The following is a 14,308-nucleotide window of genomic DNA, read 5'->3' as shown; positions in this document are numbered from 1 at the left end:
CCGAACTCGTCCTGGAGAAGGGCCTGTTGCCCGCCGAGACCCTCGCCGACCTGCTGCGTCCCGAGGTCGTCGCGGGCACCGGCCGGGCCCTGGCCTGACATGCCTGGCGTACCGGCCCAGCGCGCAACAGGCGGCTTCGTCGGGGCGGTGAGCCGTGACCGGTGCCGCGGCTACCAACCATCTGGGACCGGATGCACCCCGGACTCACCCACCGCGGCCCCTGGCTGGAGCACGCCCACGAGGAACTACCCATCCTCCACGGCACGTTGATCCGGCTGATGGTCGAGCACCTGCCGGGCGAACGCGACCCGGAACCCGTCTGGCTGTGGTCCTCGGCAGACAGTGCCACACCTGCGGACATCGGCCGCTGGTGGCAGTCGTTCCTGCGTCGTTTCGACCTGGAGCACACCTTTCGGCTGAGGAAGCAGACCCTCGGCTGGACCGCACCGAAGATCCGCCACGTGGGCACCGCCGACCTGTGGACCTGGCTCGTCATCGCCGCCCACACCCAGCTCCGTCTCGCCCGTCCCATCACCGAGGACCTGCGCCGCCCCTGGGAACGCCGCACCGAACCCCGCCGCCTCACCCTGGCCCGGGGGCGGCGCGGGTTTGGCAACGTCCGCGTGACCATGGCCCGTCCGGCAGCCGCACCGAAACCGTCCCGGCCAGGACCGGGACGGCCTGCCGGCTCGAAGAACAAGCACCGGGCCAGGCACCACGACGTCGGCAAGACGGCCAAACGCGCCGAATCGATCAAGGAGCACCGAGCTCAGCGAGGATAGACGCCAAGCTCAGGCGGCCGACCGATCCGCTTCATGTCAATCCGTTCCATGCCCCAGGTGGTGCGGTGTCTGAACAGCGCGATCCAAGGCGGCGGCTCGCGTTCGTCCGCTTGCCTGCCTCCTTGGCTCGCGCGTCCGCCTGGATGGAGGCGGGTTCCTCGGCGGACGGCCGCGGGGGGTCCTTTGGGGCCGCGGTGGCACGTCGACCAGATCGGGCCGGGACTGGAGCAGCGCGGGTCAGGAGCGGCAAGGTGCTTTGGTGGTGCTTCGTATGACGAGGTGTGGTGTGACGACGACTTCTCGTTCGTCGTCCGCCGCCCCACCCTCCAGCCGGGCGACGGCCCGGCTCACGGCCCGGCGCGCCAGCTGGCGGGCTTCTTGCCCGACCGTGGTGAGTTGGACGTGGGCGAGGCGGGCGAGGTGGCTGTCGTCGAATCCGACGACCGAGATCTCGTCGGGCACAGGGATACGGGCGCGCAGGAAGGTGTCGAGGACGCCGATGGCGCAGTGGTCGTTGAAGGCGAGGACGGCGGTGGGGCGGGCTGCCTCGGCCAGGAGTGTTCGTGCGGCTGCCGCGCCGTGGTCCTCGGTCAGCCCGCCCGGCACGAGGCGGACGCGGTCGGTGAGGCCGTGGTGCTGCATGGCCGACTTGTAGCCGCGGCGCCGGTCGGCCGCGCCCGGCGCCCTGCCCCCGTCGATGTGGGCGATGTCGCGGTGGCCCAGTGCCACGAGGTGGTCGACCGCCTGGCGGGCGCCCTCGTCGTCGGCCGCGCGGACGACGTCGACACCGTCGGCGAGCGGACGCAGCCGGCGGGCCACGGAGACGACGGGAAGCTGCGCCGCGAGTTCTGCCAGCCGGGCCGCCGGGGCATGGGGGCTGAGCAGGATCAGCGCTTCGCAGCGGTCGGCGAGCAGCATCTCCACCGCCTCCTGTTCGCTGCGGCTCGCAGTGACGGCGCTGAGCGCGATCTGATAGCCGGCCACCCCCGCCGCGGCGTAAAGCGCCTCAACCATGTCGGCGTGAAAGGGCTGTCGCAGGTCGAACTGCACTCCCACCAGGTGCGAGCGGCTGCTGCGCAGGAGGCGGGCCCTGCTGTCCGGCCGGTAGCCGATCTCCTGCGCAGCCCGCAGCACCCGCTCGCGACTTGCCGCGCTGGGCCCCTTGGCACCGCGCATGACCATGGAGGCAAGCGGCACGGAGACACCTGCCCGCGCCGCGAGGTCGCTGAGCGTCGGCCGCTTTCCGTCCGGTACGGCAGAGCGCGATGGCACCGTCGGCCTTCCTGCTCGAGGGTCTTCTCCGAGGTGATCGTAGACCGGGCCAAGCAGGACACGCGCTGATCAGCGTTGTTACAACGTTATAAATCAAATGTCCGCACAAACCCTTGACAGGCTTCCCGGCGCCTGGCGTACTGCTCCTGTTCTCTTAGAACGTTATAAGTCTGGAGCTGCGATGTACACGTTGGCGGTCTGTGCCGAGATGGTCTACCGCGACCTGCCGATCGAGGAGCGGGCCCGGCGCATCCACGAGGCCGGCTTCCAGGTGGAGATCTGGGACTGGACCCGGCACGACCTGAACGCACTGGCCCAGACCCCCGCCGAGTTCTCCTCGATGACCGGCTACATCCGCGGCACCCTGACCGACCCGGACGGCGCAGCCGAACTCCTGCGCACAGCCGAGGAGTCGATCAAGGCGGCCGAGCATCTCGGCTGCCCCCGGCTCAACCTGCACGGCACCGGCCTGGACAGCGAGGGCCTGCCCGTGGTGCCGGTGACCGACGAGGCCACCGGCGACATGTGGATCACCGCCCACCGCACGCTCACCCGCCTGGCCGAACTGGGTGAGAGCGCGGGCGTCACCTTCACCTTGGAGAACCTCAACACCGCCGTCGACCACCCCGGCGTCCCGTTCGCGCGGGCCGCCGACACCTACGCCCTGGTCGCGGCAGTCGATCGGCCCGGTCTGCGGATGAATCTGGACCTGTACCACGCCCAGATCGGCGAGGGAAACCTCATCGAACTGATCCGCCGCGCGCACGGCGCCGGCCTGATCGGAGAGATCCAGGTCGCCGACGTGCCCGGCCGCTGCGAACCCGGCACCGGAGAGATCAACTATCCGGCCGTCGCCCGCGCCCTCACCGACCTCGGCTACGACGGCACGGTCGCCCTGGAGGCATGGCCCTCCGGCGACAGTCACACCGCCATGGAGCGGTTCCGCGCCGCGTTCACCCTCTGATCCCACCCCGAGTCACACAGCAGGCCACCCCATAGCTCCCCGCCCGACCCGCAACGGGATGTGTTCGCGTCCCGCCGGTGGATCACCCCTTCCCGCAAGTCAGCACAGTGAGGTGCCGAAATGAACCGCTCGCTTTCCTCCCGCTCCCGCAGATTCACCGTCTTGGTGGCCGTGGCCGCCAGTACAGTCCTGGCACTCGCCGGCTGCTCCAGCAACTCGGGCGGCAAGAAGTCGGAGGAGAGCGCCGGTGGCGCATCTGCCGGCAAGGCCACCACGCCCCGCATGACCATCGCGATGATCACCCACGCCGTCCCCGGTGACACGTTCTGGGACACCATCCGCAAGGGCGCCCAGGCCGCAGCCGCGAAGGACAACATCAAGCTGATCTACACGTCCGACCCGAACGCGGGCAACCAGGCCAACCTGGTGCAGAACGCGATCGATCAGAAGGTCGACGGCATCGCCGTGACCCTCGCCAAGCCCGACGCCATGAAGGACACCGTGGCCAAGGCTGTGCAGGCCGGTATCCCCGTGGTCGGCTTCAACTCCGGTGTGGACGACTGGCAGAAGCAGGGCCTGCTCCAGTACTTCGGCCAGGACGAGACCGTCGCGGGCGAGGCGGTCGGCAAGAAGCTGAGTTCCCTCGGTGCCAAGAAGGTCGCCTGTGTCATTCAGGAACAGGGCCAGGTCGCCCTCGAGGCACGCTGCGCGGGCGTCAAGAAGGGCTTCTCGGGCACGACGGAAAACCTGTTCGTCAACGGCGCCGACATGCCGTCCGTGCGGTCGACCATCACCGCCAAGCTCAAGCAGGACCCTTCCATCGACTACGTCGTCACCCTCGCCGCCCCGGTCGCGCTGACCGCCACGCAGGCGGTGTCCGACGGCGGCAGCAAGGCCAAGGTCGCCACCTTCGACCTCAACAAGGAGCTCGTGAAGGCGATCCAGGGCGGCAGCATCCAGTTCGCCGTCGACCAGCAGCCCTACCTGCAGGGCTACCTGGCGGTCGACTCCCTCTGGCTCTACAAGAACAACGGCAACTACAGCGGCGGTGGCGTGGCACCCGTGCTGACCGGCCCGGCCTTCGTCGACAAGTCCAATGTCGCCGCCGTCGCCACGTTCGCGGCCAAGGGAACACGGTGACGCCTGCGACCCGGGTCACGGCCGGACCCATGTGGGTTCGGCCGGCCCACTGCTGACCGTCACCGCCATCGCCCACCCTCAAGTCAAGGAACCAGATGACCTACCGCACCTCCCTCGGAGTCGCCGTGATCGGCGCCGGCCGTATGGGAGCCGACCACGTACGCCGGATCAGCGAGGTGACCAGCGGCGCCCATGTGACCGCCGTCGTCGACGTCGACATCGATCGCGCCAAGACGGTCGCCGCCGACGTCGAAGGATGCGCGGCCTACGGCGACGTCGCGGAAGCGATGGCCTCACCCGACGTCGACGCGGTGCTGCTCGCCTCCCCGGGCGTCGCCCACGAGGCTGCACTGCTCACCGCGTTCGAGCACGACCTGCCCGTCCTGTGCGAGAAGCCCCTCACCCCCGACGCCGCCTCCGCCCTGCGCGTGCTGGAGGCCGAGCAGCGGCTCGGGCACCGCCGGGTGCAGGTGGGCTTCATGCGCCGTTACGACCGCGAGTACATCAAGCTCAAAGCGCTGCTGGACAGCGGGGAACTGGGCCGGCCGCTGATGCTGCACAACCGGCACCGCAACCCGTCCTGCCCGCCGGACTTCACCAGCGCCATGCTCATCAACGACTCCGTGACCCACGAGATGGACATCACCCGCTGGCTGCTCGGCCAGGAGATCACGTCCGTCACGGTGCTGCGGCCGCGGCCCTCCGGCAACGCGCCCGAAGGGCTGGCCGATCCGCAGTTCGTCGTCTTCGAAACCGACGGCGGCGCCCTGGTCGACGTCGAGATATACGTCAACGCCCGCTACGGCTACCAGGTCCAGGCCGAGGCGGTGTGCGAGCACGGCATCGCCCGCATCGGCGACCGGCACGACATGCTCGTCAGCACCGGCGGACGCTGGGGCGGCACGGTCACCCCCGGCTTCGTCGAGCGGTTCGAGGAAGCGTACGACCGCGAGGTCCAGGTATGGATCGACGCCACCCGGCGCGGCGAGGTCACCGGCCCCAGCGCCTGGGACGGCTACGCCGTGGCTGCGGTCTGCGAGGCGGGCATCCGCGCCCAGACCGAGGGCCGACGCGTCGAGGTGGAACTCGCCGACCGCCCAGCCCTCTACATCTGACCCCCACCGCCGGCACACCGAACCAGCGGGGAACGACCGCTCCCCGCCCGACCACACCGCAGACGGGACGCATCTTGAAGATCGGTCTGAACACCGACAGCGTCGGGCTCCTCACGCTCGACGAGACTCTGGACCTGGCCGCCGAACTCGGCCTGGACCACGTGGAGTTCGCCACCGGCGCCTGGTCCACCGCCCCGCACATCGACATCGACCGGCTTCTCGACAGCGACGGCGCGCGCCGTGAACTGCTGGCCAAGGTCGCCGACCGAGGGCTCACGATCAGCGCCCTCACCTGCTCAGGCAACCCTCTGCACCCCGGGCCCAGCGGCCGCGAGCACGACCAGGTCGCGCGCAGGACGATCGCTCTGGCCCCGCTCCTCGGCGTCGACCGCGTGGTGATGATGTCCGGGCTGCCGGGCGGGCCGGGCGACGCCAACCCCAACTGGATCACGGTCTCCTGGCCGCCGGAGACGACACAGATCCTCGAGTGGCAATGGACCGAGGTCGTACTCCCGTACTGGCGAGACCTCGTCGCCCACTCCCGTGACCGGGGCGTACCCAAGCTCGCTCTGGAGATGCATGCCCACCAGGCGGTCTACAACGTCCCCACCCTCCTGCGCCTGCGTGAGGAGGTCGGGCCCGTGGTCGGTGCCAACTTCGACCCCAGTCACCTGATGTGGATGGGCGCCGACCCGCTGGCCGCCATCGAGGCCCTGGGTGAGGCGATCTACCACGTGCACGCCAAGGACACCCGGCTGGAACCTTCCCGCCAGGCCCTGACCAGCAGGCTGGAGACGCTGCCGGTCATGGCCGCCAAGGAACGCTCCTGGAACTACGTCACCCTCGGCTATGGCCACGACGACGCGTTCTGGCGCGCTTTCTGCCTCGCCCTGCGCCGAGCCGGCTACGACGATGTCCTGAGCATCGAGCACGAGGACGTTCTTGTGTCCCCCGTCGAGGGCGTCACCAAAACTGTCGACCTGCTGCGCCGCGTCATCCTGCGCGACCCCAGCTCCTACAAGCCCCAGGAGATCTGAGCCGTCCTCAGCTTGGGTCAACCCGGCCCCGCAACGACTCCGAGCTGATCTCGAGCTCCCGGGCCGTCTCGGTCACCGTCCGGCCCGACTACCCACGAGCTCGATCGCGTCCCGTTCGTACTCTGCTGAGTACCGATTCGTGTACTTGCTCGCCACCGGCCTGCTGCTCGCCGCGCGGTACCCGAGCAGCCGACTGCGCGTCCTGATCACCGTACGGGCCGACTTCTACGCCCGCTGCTCCGAGCACCGGGGCCTGGCCGACGCGGTATCCGGCGCCGGGCTGCTGCTCGGGCCGATGACGGCGGACGAGCTGCGCGAGGTGGTGACCAAGCCGGCGCAGGCCGCCGGGCTGCTGGTGGAGCGGGAACTGGCGGCGCGGATCGTCGGCGAGGTCGTCGACCAGCCCGGCGGACTGCCCATGCTCTCGCACGCGCCCGGGGCCGGGTCGTCACCGCGCGGGATCTCGCGCGGCCGGTGCCCGAGCTGACCGCGCAGGACACCGTCGGTGAGGCGATCGAGCTGCTGCGCCGCCGCCGCGCCTCCCTGGCCGTCGTCCGCGACGACACGGGCCGGCTCACCGGACTGGTCACGCTGGACGACCTGCTGGCGCGGCTGCTGCATCCGCAGACGGCCTGAGACGGCGGACAGACCGAGGAGCGGTACTCCCGTCGGCGTATGCGCCCCGGGACTGCCGCTCCTACGGTGGGGACGTGACGACCTTCGACCGTCTCTCCGCCCGGTTCCGGACGCTGTCGCCGGGCACCGTGGATCTGCTCGTGGTGGGCGTCGTCGGGTGGTTCACCGGACTGGACGCGGCAGCGAACGAACCCGAGTACCGCCAAGCGGACTGGTTCACCTGGCTGTTGCTCGTGATCTCGCTGCTCGCCCTGGTGTGGCGCCGGCGGTGGCCGGTGCCGGTGGCGGTGGTGACCGGCGCGGCGTGCGCGGGCTGGGCGCTGTACGGGCACATCGGGGAACTGCTGAACCTGCCGACACTCGTGGCCCTGTACACGGTGGCGGTGCGGGGCGACCGGCGACGCACCCTGTGGACCGGGCTGATCGCCTCCCTCGCCTCGGGAGGGGTGGCACTGTGGGTCGGCAGCGAGGTGGTGAACCCGCAGGGTCTGCCGGTGCTGGAGATGCTGTGGCCGCTGGTGCCGCTGCTGCTCGGTGAAGTGGTGCGTATGCGACGGCAGTTGCTGGACGAGTACGCGGCGCGAGCAGCCTGGGCGGAGGAGGAGCGGGAGCGGGAGGCGGCGCGGCGGGTGCGTGAGGAGCGGGTGCGGATCGCCCGGGAGCTGCACGATGTCGTCGCGCACACCGTCACGGCGATGACCGTGCAGGCGGGCGTGGCCCTGGACGCGTTCGAGGCCCAGCCGGAGATGGCCCGGCAGGCGATGCGGCAAGTACGCGACTCGGGCAAGGACGCGGTACGGGAGCTGCGGGCCGCCGTCGGGGTGTTGCGCGACCCTGCGAGTGGCGACCCGGTGGAGCCCGCGCCCGGCATCGGCCGACTCGCCGAACTGACGGGCCGGTTCGCGGGCGGTGGCACCGAGATCACGCTCCGGCAGGAGGGAGTGGCTGAGGACGTGCCGCCGGTGGTGGGACTGGCTGCCTACCGGATCGTGCAGGAGGCGCTCACGAACGTCGTCAAGCACTCCGGTGCCCGGCGCGCGGCGGTCTTCGTCCGTCGGCAGGACGGGATGCTCGTGGTGGAGGTCGTCGACGACGGACGGCCTGGCGAGATGGCGGTGGGCGGCTTCGGGTTGATCGGTATGCGGGAGCGCGCGGTGGCGGCCGGGGGGAGGATCGAGTATGGGCCGGTACCTGTCGGCGGCTTCAGAGTGCGGGCCGAATTACCGGTCAACGACGGCGGAGGAGAGGGATCGTGACCGTGCGCGTAGTGCTCGCGGACGACCAGACGGTGGTGCGCGCGGGTTTCCGGGCCCTGCTGGACCTGACCGACGACCTGGTGGTGGTCGCGGAGGCGGCGGACGGGGCGCAGGCCGTGGAGGCGGTACGGCTGACCCGGCCCGACGTGGTCCTCATGGACATCCGCATGCCCGGCATTGACGGCATCGAGGCCACCCGTCGCATCGCCGCCGACGGCGAGTTGGACGCCGTACGCGTACTCGTGCTGACCACCTACCAGGTCGACGCCTACGTCTTCGAGGCCCTGCGCCATGGCGCGGCGGGATTTCTGCTCAAGGACATCGAGCCGGACGACCTGCGTGCGGCGATCCGTACGGTCGCGGCCGGACAGAGCCTTCTCGCCCCGGCCGTCACCCGCTCCGTCGTCGAGGAGTTCGCCCGTCTCAAGGGCCCGGAGACGGACGGCGCCGAGCGGCTGGCCGTGCTCACCGAGCGGGAGCGCGAGGTGATGGGGCTGGTCGCGGCCGGGCTGAGCAACGAGGAGATCGGCCGCGAGCTGCTCATGAGCCCGCTCACCGCGAAGACCCATGTCAGCCGCGCGATGATCAAACTGGGCGCGCGGGACCGGGCCCAGTTGGTGGTGCTGGCGTACGAGACGGGGCTGGTCAGGGCGGGAGAGGTGTAATGGCGTCGCTCTGCCTACTCCCGCCGCAGTAGCGACCGACTCCCGCGGTCGGATGCCCGAACCCTCGTCGCTCCCTAACGTCGAGGGCGTGATCGAAGCGACGGAACTCACCAAACGGTACGGCGGCAAGACCGCCGTGGACGGGCTGTCATTCACCGTGCGGCCGGGCCGGGTGACCGGCTTCCTCGGACCGAACGGCGCCGGCAAGTCCACCACCATGCGGCTGATCCTGGGCCTGGACGCGCCGAGCGCGGGCACGGTGACCGTCGGCGGCCGACCGTACGCCCGGCTCGCGGCTCCGCTGCGGACGGTCGGCTGTCTGCTGGACGCCAAGGGCGTGCACGGCGGCCGTACGGCGTACCGGCACCTGGTCGGCCTCGCGGCGAGCAACGGTCTCCCCCGCCGCCGCGTCGACCACGTCCTGGACCTGACCGGTCTCGGCGAAGCCGCCGGACAGCGCGTCAAGGGGTTCTCGCTCGGTATGGCCCAACGTCTCGGCATCGCCGCCGCACTGCTCGGCGACCCGGAGGTGCTGATCCTGGACGAGCCGGTCAACGGTCTCGACACCGAGGGGATCCGCTGGATCCGCACTCTCCTGAAGTCCCTTGCCGCACAAGGCCGTACGGTCTTCCTCTCCAGTCACCTGATGAGCGAGATGGAGCTGACCGCCGACCATCTGATCGTGATCGGCCGCGGCAGGCTGCTGGCGGACACGACCGTGCGCGACTTCATCGACACCAACTCCCGCGCCCATACGGTCGTCCGCTCCCCAGAGGCGGAGAAACTGCGCGAGCTTCTGCTGGCCGAGGGGGCGACCGTACGCCCGCACGCCCCGGGTGGCTGGCGGGTGGACGGCCTCGACGCGGCCGTGATCGGCGACCTGGCCCGGCACCACGGCCTCGCCGTCCACGAACTCACCCCCGTGCACTCCTCGTTGGAGGACGTCTACACGGCCCTGTCGCAGGACGCGGCGGAATACCGGACCCGGCAGGAGGCCGTGCGATGACGACCCTCACGCACGCGCGGGCCGGCTTTCCACAGGCACTCGCCTACGAGTGGATCAAGTTCAGCAGCGTGCGCTCCCTGATCTGGACGACGGTGGCGACCGCCGCCGTGCCGGTGCTGGGCGCGGTGTTCGTCGCGGCCACGAGGAGCCTGCAGCCGGACGACACCGTGCTCGGCGCCAGCCTCAGCCTCTCCGTGATCGCCCAACTGCTTGCCGCCGTGGTCGGTGCGCTGCTGATCACCGGCGAGTACGGCACCGCCAGCATCCGCACGACCTTCGCCGCCAACCCGCGCCGGGGCACGGTACTGGCCGCGAAGGCGACGCTGATGGCGGGAGTGACGTATGCCGTCGCCCTGCCCTCCTGCACCCTCGCCTGCCTCGTCGGCGACGCGATGCTGGAGGACGACCGATATGGCCAAGGGGAGCCGTGGCCCGCCCTGTTCGGCATCGCCGCCTCCTTCGCCGTGGCCGCACTGCTCGGCCTGGCCGTCGGCACCCTCGTGCGGCACTCCGCAGGCGCCGTCAGCACCGTCATCGGTCTGCTGCTCCTGCCCTCCCTCCTCGGTCCGCTCTTCGGCGGCGCCCGACGCTGGATCGCCGGGGCCTCGCCGACGGCCGTCCTGCAGAAACTCACGCAGACCTCGGACGCCACGGCGGACACGGTCGGGAGCGTTGGTCCCTGGCCGTCCCTCCTGCTGGTCGCCGGTGGCACGGCGGCGCTGCTCCTGCTCGCGGGTGCGGTGCTGCACAGGCGGGACACATGACAACAGGCCTCGTACGAAAGGAGACTTCACCGTGCCGTGCAGCCCCATGCGCTTACGCCTCCTGGTCGTCCCGCTGATCGTGGACCTCCTGCTGCTGGTAGGGGTGTCCCGCGCCGAGGCCGACGCAGCCGCTGCCGACGGAGCGAGATCACCGCTGAAGAACAGGTCGGCGAGCGTCTGGTCGACCTCACCGTCGACTCACCTTCCCTGGGGCGCACCGGGCAAGGTCCCGCTGCTCACGCCGGACGGCTGGCAGGACCGGCGGACGGGTGAGAGCCGGCCGACGCTTTACCTATTGGTCGGCGGTGACGGCAACTACAAGGCGTGGACCGAGGACTACGACTCGAGGATCCAGGGCCTGCCTCAACTGCGTGACGTGCTGGTCGTGATGCCTGAGATGCCGCTGTTCGGCTTCTGCACCGACTGGTTCAACGGCGGGCGGGGCGGACCGCCCGCCGTGGAGAGCTTCCATCTGAAGGAGGTGCGGCCCCTGTTGGAGGCCCACTACGGGGCCGGTACCCGTCGTGCGGCCGCAGGGGAGTCGCAGGGCGGGTTCGGCGCCCTCTCCTGCTCCGCCCGCCACCCCGCGTTCTTCCGGGCGGCGGCGAGCTACAGCGGCTTCGTGCACCCGCTCCGGCATCGATTTCCGCCATAGTCGGAATAGCCCTCGACCGTATGGCCGGGCGGCAAGGTCGACCGGATCAGTTGATGTCCTACCGGCCGCGCAGCACCCGTTGGACCATATCCATGAACACCCCGCACTCCGAGATCAAGGTCGTCATCCGCTCCAGCTCCCGGCTGCGGGTGCTGACGGTCATGGCGCCGACGGAGAGGAAAGCGTCGTCGGGTTCCCAGAGGGCATCGAGGATCTCTGGCCAGCGTCTGAGATCCGGCAGATCGCTACCGCTCACATCGACGATCAGCACCGTCGGCATCAGCTTCGACTGGTGTCTCTTCCTCTTCTCCCGGAGCACGCCGGCGGCCACGCCCTGCGCCATCGCGAGCACGTGAGGGCTGTCGAATGGTGCCGACACGGTGGTGCGGGCACGGTCGTGGCTGACCTGGATCGACATCCAGGAAGCCGGAATGCCGTCTGCGGGCCGTGCCGGGGACGCCTCGGCTCGGTGGTCCCCGTCCCTGCTACTGCTGGAGACGCCGCAGCAGGATGTTCATCGCGGTCATCGTGAGTACGGGCTCGTCTCGCTGGTTGAGTACCTCGATGCGAGTGTGGACCAGCCCGCGGTCCGGCTTCGAGCGGGAGACGCGGGCCTGTTGCACCGTCGTACGGATCGACAGGCAGTCCCCTGGACGGACCGGCCGGACCCAACGCAGCTCGTCGACGCCGGGGGAGGCCAGGCTCGCGACCTTGCTGACGTAGTGGTCGGCGTACATCCGCATCATGAGTGCCGCGGTGTGCCAGCCGCTGGCGATGAGTCCTTTGAAGGGGCCGTCTGCGGCAGCCTCGGGGCTCTTGTGGATGTCCTGCGGGTCGAAGTCCCCGGCGAACTGGAGGATGTCCTGCTCGCTCACCGTGATGCTGCCGTAGACGTACACCGAACCCGGCACGTAGTCCTCGAAGTAGCGTTCCTGGATCGGGGCGTTGAAGTCGGCGTCGCTCAACGTGGTGGTGGTCGTCATTGGCGGCACGATAGCTGTGCGCCCTGCGGGCGGCCACCAGGGCTCGGTGGTCAATGCGAGCACCGCCACGCTGTGTGAGGTCGCGCCGCAGTGGAATGCGTGCTGTCCTGGAATCATCAACAGGAGTACACGCCGATGCGTCACAGCCGGACTTTCGCCTTCACATCCGCCCGGTCGCCCACGCCGACCGGAGCGGGCGGAGGCCTGCTGCCGGCTCGGGATCTCGCGGCCGCCTGGTTCCTGGTCGTCCTGATCGCGGTGCCCGCCTGGGCGCTGACGATCGGGCAGGCCCGGGACATGGGGGTCGAGCCCGGCACGATGGGGATGGCGCTGCCGCTGTTCCTGCTGCTGTGGGTGACGATGATGGCGGCCATGATGCTGCCGTCCATGGCGCCGGTGGCCATCACGTGGGTGCGCGGGATCGGCCGGCAGTCCTCCGGCTGGACGCGGACCTGGCGCACCGTCGAGTTCGTGGGCGGGTATCTGCTGGTGTGGACCGTCTTCGGACTGCTCGCCTACGCGGCCCTGGCCCTCACCGGCGGCCTGGTGGAAGACCATCCGACCGCCGGGCGCTGGACAGGGGCGGCGGCGTTCCTGCTCGCGGGCCTGTACCAGCTCGGTCCCCTCAAGTACGTCTGTCTGCGGCACTGCCGCGACCCCATGAGCCACCTGGTGCGCTACGCCGGGTTCCGGCAGCCGGCCCGCGACCTTCGGGTGGGTGTCCATCACGGCGCCTACTGTGTCGGCTGCTGCGCGGGACTGATGGTGGTCCTGATCCCGCTGGGCGTGATGAACGTGGCGGCGATGGCCGGACTGGCCGTGGTGATCTTCGTGGAGAAACTGTGGTCCCGTGGCCCGCTGCTCGGCCGGATCGTGGGTGTCGCGTTTCTCGTGCTGGCCGTGCTCGCGCCGTTCCAGGACTGGCTGCTGCCGGGGCTGCAAGGGTCGATGCCGTCGATGGACCGCATGTGACTCACCTGGCCCCCGAGGCCCGTGCTGTCCGCCAGGCGGCCCGTCGGCAGCCGTAGAAGCCCGCGCTGGATACGCAGAACGGAACCAGGTGATTGAACAGAACCCGCCACCAGGTCGCGGCGACGCGATCACCGTGCCCTGGTTGACCAGGGAGAGCAGGGAGCCGACCAGGAGGGCGATCGGCACGCACCTCGACAACGAGGCCGCCGAGAGCACCGTCGCCAGGTTCGCGGTGCCTCGCCGGCGTTCATGTGTGTACTTGCTCAGACCCGCCCCTGGCCGGCCTCTTCGGTCTCCTCGCTGCTGAAGACGTAGTCGGCGGTCTCGCCGTACGACGCGTCGTAGCTCAGCCCGAAGGCATTGGAACGGCCGGTGGTGGTGCCGACTTCGAATTCGGGCGCGAACCCGAACATGGCGTTCTTGATCTTTGTCGAGCTGCCGTCGGGCCCGGTGAGCGGCTGGTAGGAGAGTTCCGTCCGGCCCTCGACCGTGAGGCCGGGACTGTCCCCGCCAGTGAGGGAGACCCTCGCCCGCTCCATGCCCAGGTACTCGCCGTAGAACTGCGACAGCTGGCCGAACGGTCCGCCTTCCCGGCCGGACAGGATGCGCTCCAGGGCCTCGGCCTGCTCATCTTTGGCCGCGCTGTCCACGACCAGCCCGACCTTCCAGTTTCCGGAAGACAGATTGGAGGGGAAGTGGTTGTAGAAGGCGAAGTCCACGTCGGACAGGTCCAGGTCGTCCAGATTCCCGTTCGCCACATGGAACACGGCGGTGCCCAGGCACTCGGTCCCGCCCTCGGCGTCCCGCGGCTGGCCGTCGTACGGACAGCTGCACAACACCGCACAAGAGCAACCGGCCACATAGGTGCCGGATATCGTCCACGACATGACTGCTGCCCTCTTCCGTTGGTGATGGCGGCGAGCGTCGTCCTGTACTTTCACGCTAGACCTGTCAAATCGGCATGTAAACGGCGTTTCGTGACAAGAGGTCCGGATGTGCCGGATCGAGCCCGAGGATCTCCCGCCGTGCGTCGTTCGAGATACCCCATGGCGGGTACAGGG

14 protein-coding genes and 3 pseudogenes are annotated in these 14,308 nt (G+C 69.9%); 13 read left to right on the top strand and 4 right to left on the bottom strand.

Annotation, left to right across the window (positions count from 1 at the left end):
- Positions 1 to 182 precede the first annotated feature (182 nt).
- Positions 183 to 782, top strand: a pseudogene (locus TN53_RS36715) (transposase); the annotation flags it as partial.
- Between the two features lie 237 nt (positions 783 to 1,019).
- Here the strand turns inward: TN53_RS36715 and TN53_RS36710 are convergent.
- Positions 1,020 to 2,054, bottom strand: a complete 1,035-nt coding sequence (locus TN53_RS36710; RefSeq protein ID WP_046263151.1) for a LacI family DNA-binding transcriptional regulator — start codon at positions 2,052 to 2,054, stop codon at positions 1,020 to 1,022.
- Positions 2,055 to 2,235: 181 nt separating this feature from the next.
- Between TN53_RS36710 and TN53_RS36705 the strand changes: the two genes are divergently transcribed.
- The 11 genes and pseudogenes from TN53_RS36705 to TN53_RS36660 all read left to right on the top strand — a co-directional run bounded on the left by TN53_RS36705 (position 2,236) and on the right by TN53_RS36660 (position 11,292).
- Positions 2,236 to 3,018, top strand: a complete 783-nt coding sequence (locus TN53_RS36705; protein WP_046263150.1) for a TIM barrel protein — start codon at positions 2,236 to 2,238, stop codon at positions 3,016 to 3,018.
- A gap of 120 nt (positions 3,019 to 3,138) precedes the next feature.
- Positions 3,139 to 4,158, top strand: coding sequence for a sugar ABC transporter substrate-binding protein (locus tag TN53_RS36700; protein WP_046263149.1), 1,020 nt, complete (start codon positions 3,139 to 3,141; stop codon positions 4,156 to 4,158).
- Positions 4,159 to 4,253: 95 nt separating this feature from the next.
- Complete coding sequence (locus TN53_RS36695; protein ID WP_046263148.1) at positions 4,254 to 5,273, top strand: Gfo/Idh/MocA family protein; 1,020 nt, start codon at positions 4,254 to 4,256, stop codon at positions 5,271 to 5,273.
- Between the two features lie 74 nt (positions 5,274 to 5,347).
- Complete coding sequence (locus TN53_RS36690; RefSeq protein ID WP_046263147.1) at positions 5,348 to 6,310, top strand: sugar phosphate isomerase/epimerase family protein; 963 nt, start codon at positions 5,348 to 5,350, stop codon at positions 6,308 to 6,310.
- A gap of 160 nt (positions 6,311 to 6,470) precedes the next feature.
- A pseudogene (locus tag TN53_RS36685) lies at positions 6,471 to 6,743 on the top strand (hypothetical protein); the annotation flags it as partial.
- Positions 6,734 to 6,946, top strand: a pseudogene (locus TN53_RS45980) (CBS domain-containing protein); the annotation flags it as partial. The pseudogenes TN53_RS36685 and TN53_RS45980, both read left to right, overlap by 10 nt.
- A 74-nt stretch (positions 6,947 to 7,020) precedes the next feature.
- On the top strand, positions 7,021 to 8,202 hold the full coding sequence (locus TN53_RS36680; RefSeq protein WP_046263145.1) for a sensor histidine kinase: 1,182 nt from the start codon (positions 7,021 to 7,023) through the stop codon (positions 8,200 to 8,202).
- Positions 8,199 to 8,867, top strand: coding sequence for a response regulator (locus TN53_RS36675; protein WP_046263144.1), 669 nt, complete (start codon positions 8,199 to 8,201; stop codon positions 8,865 to 8,867). Before TN53_RS36680 ends, TN53_RS36675 begins: the two co-directional genes overlap by 4 nt.
- Positions 8,868 to 8,955: 88 nt before the next feature.
- The gene (locus TN53_RS36670) at positions 8,956 to 9,873 is read left to right on the top strand and encodes an ABC transporter ATP-binding protein (RefSeq protein ID WP_046263143.1); all 918 of its coding nucleotides are present in this window, start codon (positions 8,956 to 8,958) and stop codon (positions 9,871 to 9,873) included.
- Positions 9,870 to 10,637 (top strand): ABC transporter permease subunit, encoded by a 768-nt coding sequence (locus TN53_RS36665; RefSeq protein WP_046263142.1) that lies wholly within the window; start codon positions 9,870 to 9,872, stop codon positions 10,635 to 10,637. The genes TN53_RS36670 and TN53_RS36665 overlap by 4 nt, the downstream gene beginning before the upstream one ends.
- A gap of 46 nt (positions 10,638 to 10,683) precedes the next feature.
- Entirely contained in the window at positions 10,684 to 11,292 is a 609-nt protein-coding gene (locus TN53_RS36660; protein ID WP_052745379.1) for an alpha/beta hydrolase, read from the top strand.
- A 58-nt stretch (positions 11,293 to 11,350) separates the two neighbouring features.
- Here the strand turns inward: TN53_RS36660 and TN53_RS36655 are convergent, their stop codons facing one another.
- Positions 11,351 to 11,710 carry a hypothetical protein gene (locus tag TN53_RS36655; protein ID WP_046263141.1) on the bottom strand — a complete coding sequence of 120 codons (360 nt, stop codon included), beginning with the start codon at positions 11,708 to 11,710 and terminating at the stop codon, positions 11,351 to 11,353.
- A gap of 67 nt (positions 11,711 to 11,777) precedes the next feature.
- A complete protein-coding gene (locus TN53_RS36650) occupies positions 11,778 to 12,275 on the bottom strand; it encodes a MaoC family dehydratase (RefSeq protein WP_046263140.1) in 498 nt (165 codons plus the stop codon).
- Between the two features lie 135 nt (positions 12,276 to 12,410).
- Here TN53_RS36650 and TN53_RS36645 point away from each other — a divergent pair, with 135 nt between their 5' ends.
- Positions 12,411 to 13,247 (top strand): DUF2182 domain-containing protein, encoded by an 837-nt coding sequence (locus TN53_RS36645; protein ID WP_046263139.1) that lies wholly within the window; start codon positions 12,411 to 12,413, stop codon positions 13,245 to 13,247.
- A 263-nt stretch (positions 13,248 to 13,510) separates the two neighbouring features.
- Here TN53_RS36645 and TN53_RS36640 read toward each other — a convergent pair whose 3' ends face one another.
- A complete protein-coding gene (locus tag TN53_RS36640; protein ID WP_046263138.1) occupies positions 13,511 to 14,134 on the bottom strand; it encodes a DUF1326 domain-containing protein in 624 nt (207 codons plus the stop codon).
- Between the last annotated feature and the right edge of the window lie 174 nt (positions 14,135 to 14,308).

Origin of the sequence: Streptomyces sp. WM6386, assembly GCF_000972385.1 — a bacterium.
GTDB lineage: Bacteria > Actinomycetota > Actinomycetes > Streptomycetales > Streptomycetaceae > Streptomyces.
This window is presented reverse-complemented; position numbering and strand designations above follow the sequence as displayed.

Bases quoted from the DNA above. Each gene is read 5' to 3' on its own strand.
- TN53_RS36705 (WP_046263150.1), top strand. From the start codon at position 2,236: ATGTACACGTTGGCGGTCTGTGCCGAGATGGTCTACCGCGACCTGCCG.
- TN53_RS36700 (WP_046263149.1), top strand. From the start codon at position 3,139: ATGAACCGCTCGCTTTCCTCCCGCTCCCGCAGATTCACCGTCTTGGTG.
- TN53_RS36695 (WP_046263148.1), top strand. From the start codon at position 4,254: ATGACCTACCGCACCTCCCTCGGAGTCGCCGTGATCGGCGCCGGCCGT.
- TN53_RS36665 (WP_046263142.1), top strand. From the start codon at position 9,870: ATGACGACCCTCACGCACGCGCGGGCCGGCTTTCCACAGGCACTCGCC.
- TN53_RS36660 (WP_052745379.1), top strand. From the start codon at position 10,684: ATGCGCTTACGCCTCCTGGTCGTCCCGCTGATCGTGGACCTCCTGCTG.
- TN53_RS36655 (WP_046263141.1), bottom strand. From the start codon at position 11,710: ATGTCGATCCAGGTCAGCCACGACCGTGCCCGCACCACCGTGTCGGCA.
- TN53_RS36650 (WP_046263140.1), bottom strand. From the start codon at position 12,275: ATGACGACCACCACCACGTTGAGCGACGCCGACTTCAACGCCCCGATC.
- TN53_RS36645 (WP_046263139.1), top strand. From the start codon at position 12,411: ATGCGTCACAGCCGGACTTTCGCCTTCACATCCGCCCGGTCGCCCACG.
- TN53_RS36640 (WP_046263138.1), bottom strand. From the start codon at position 14,134: ATGTCGTGGACGATATCCGGCACCTATGTGGCCGGTTGCTCTTGTGCG.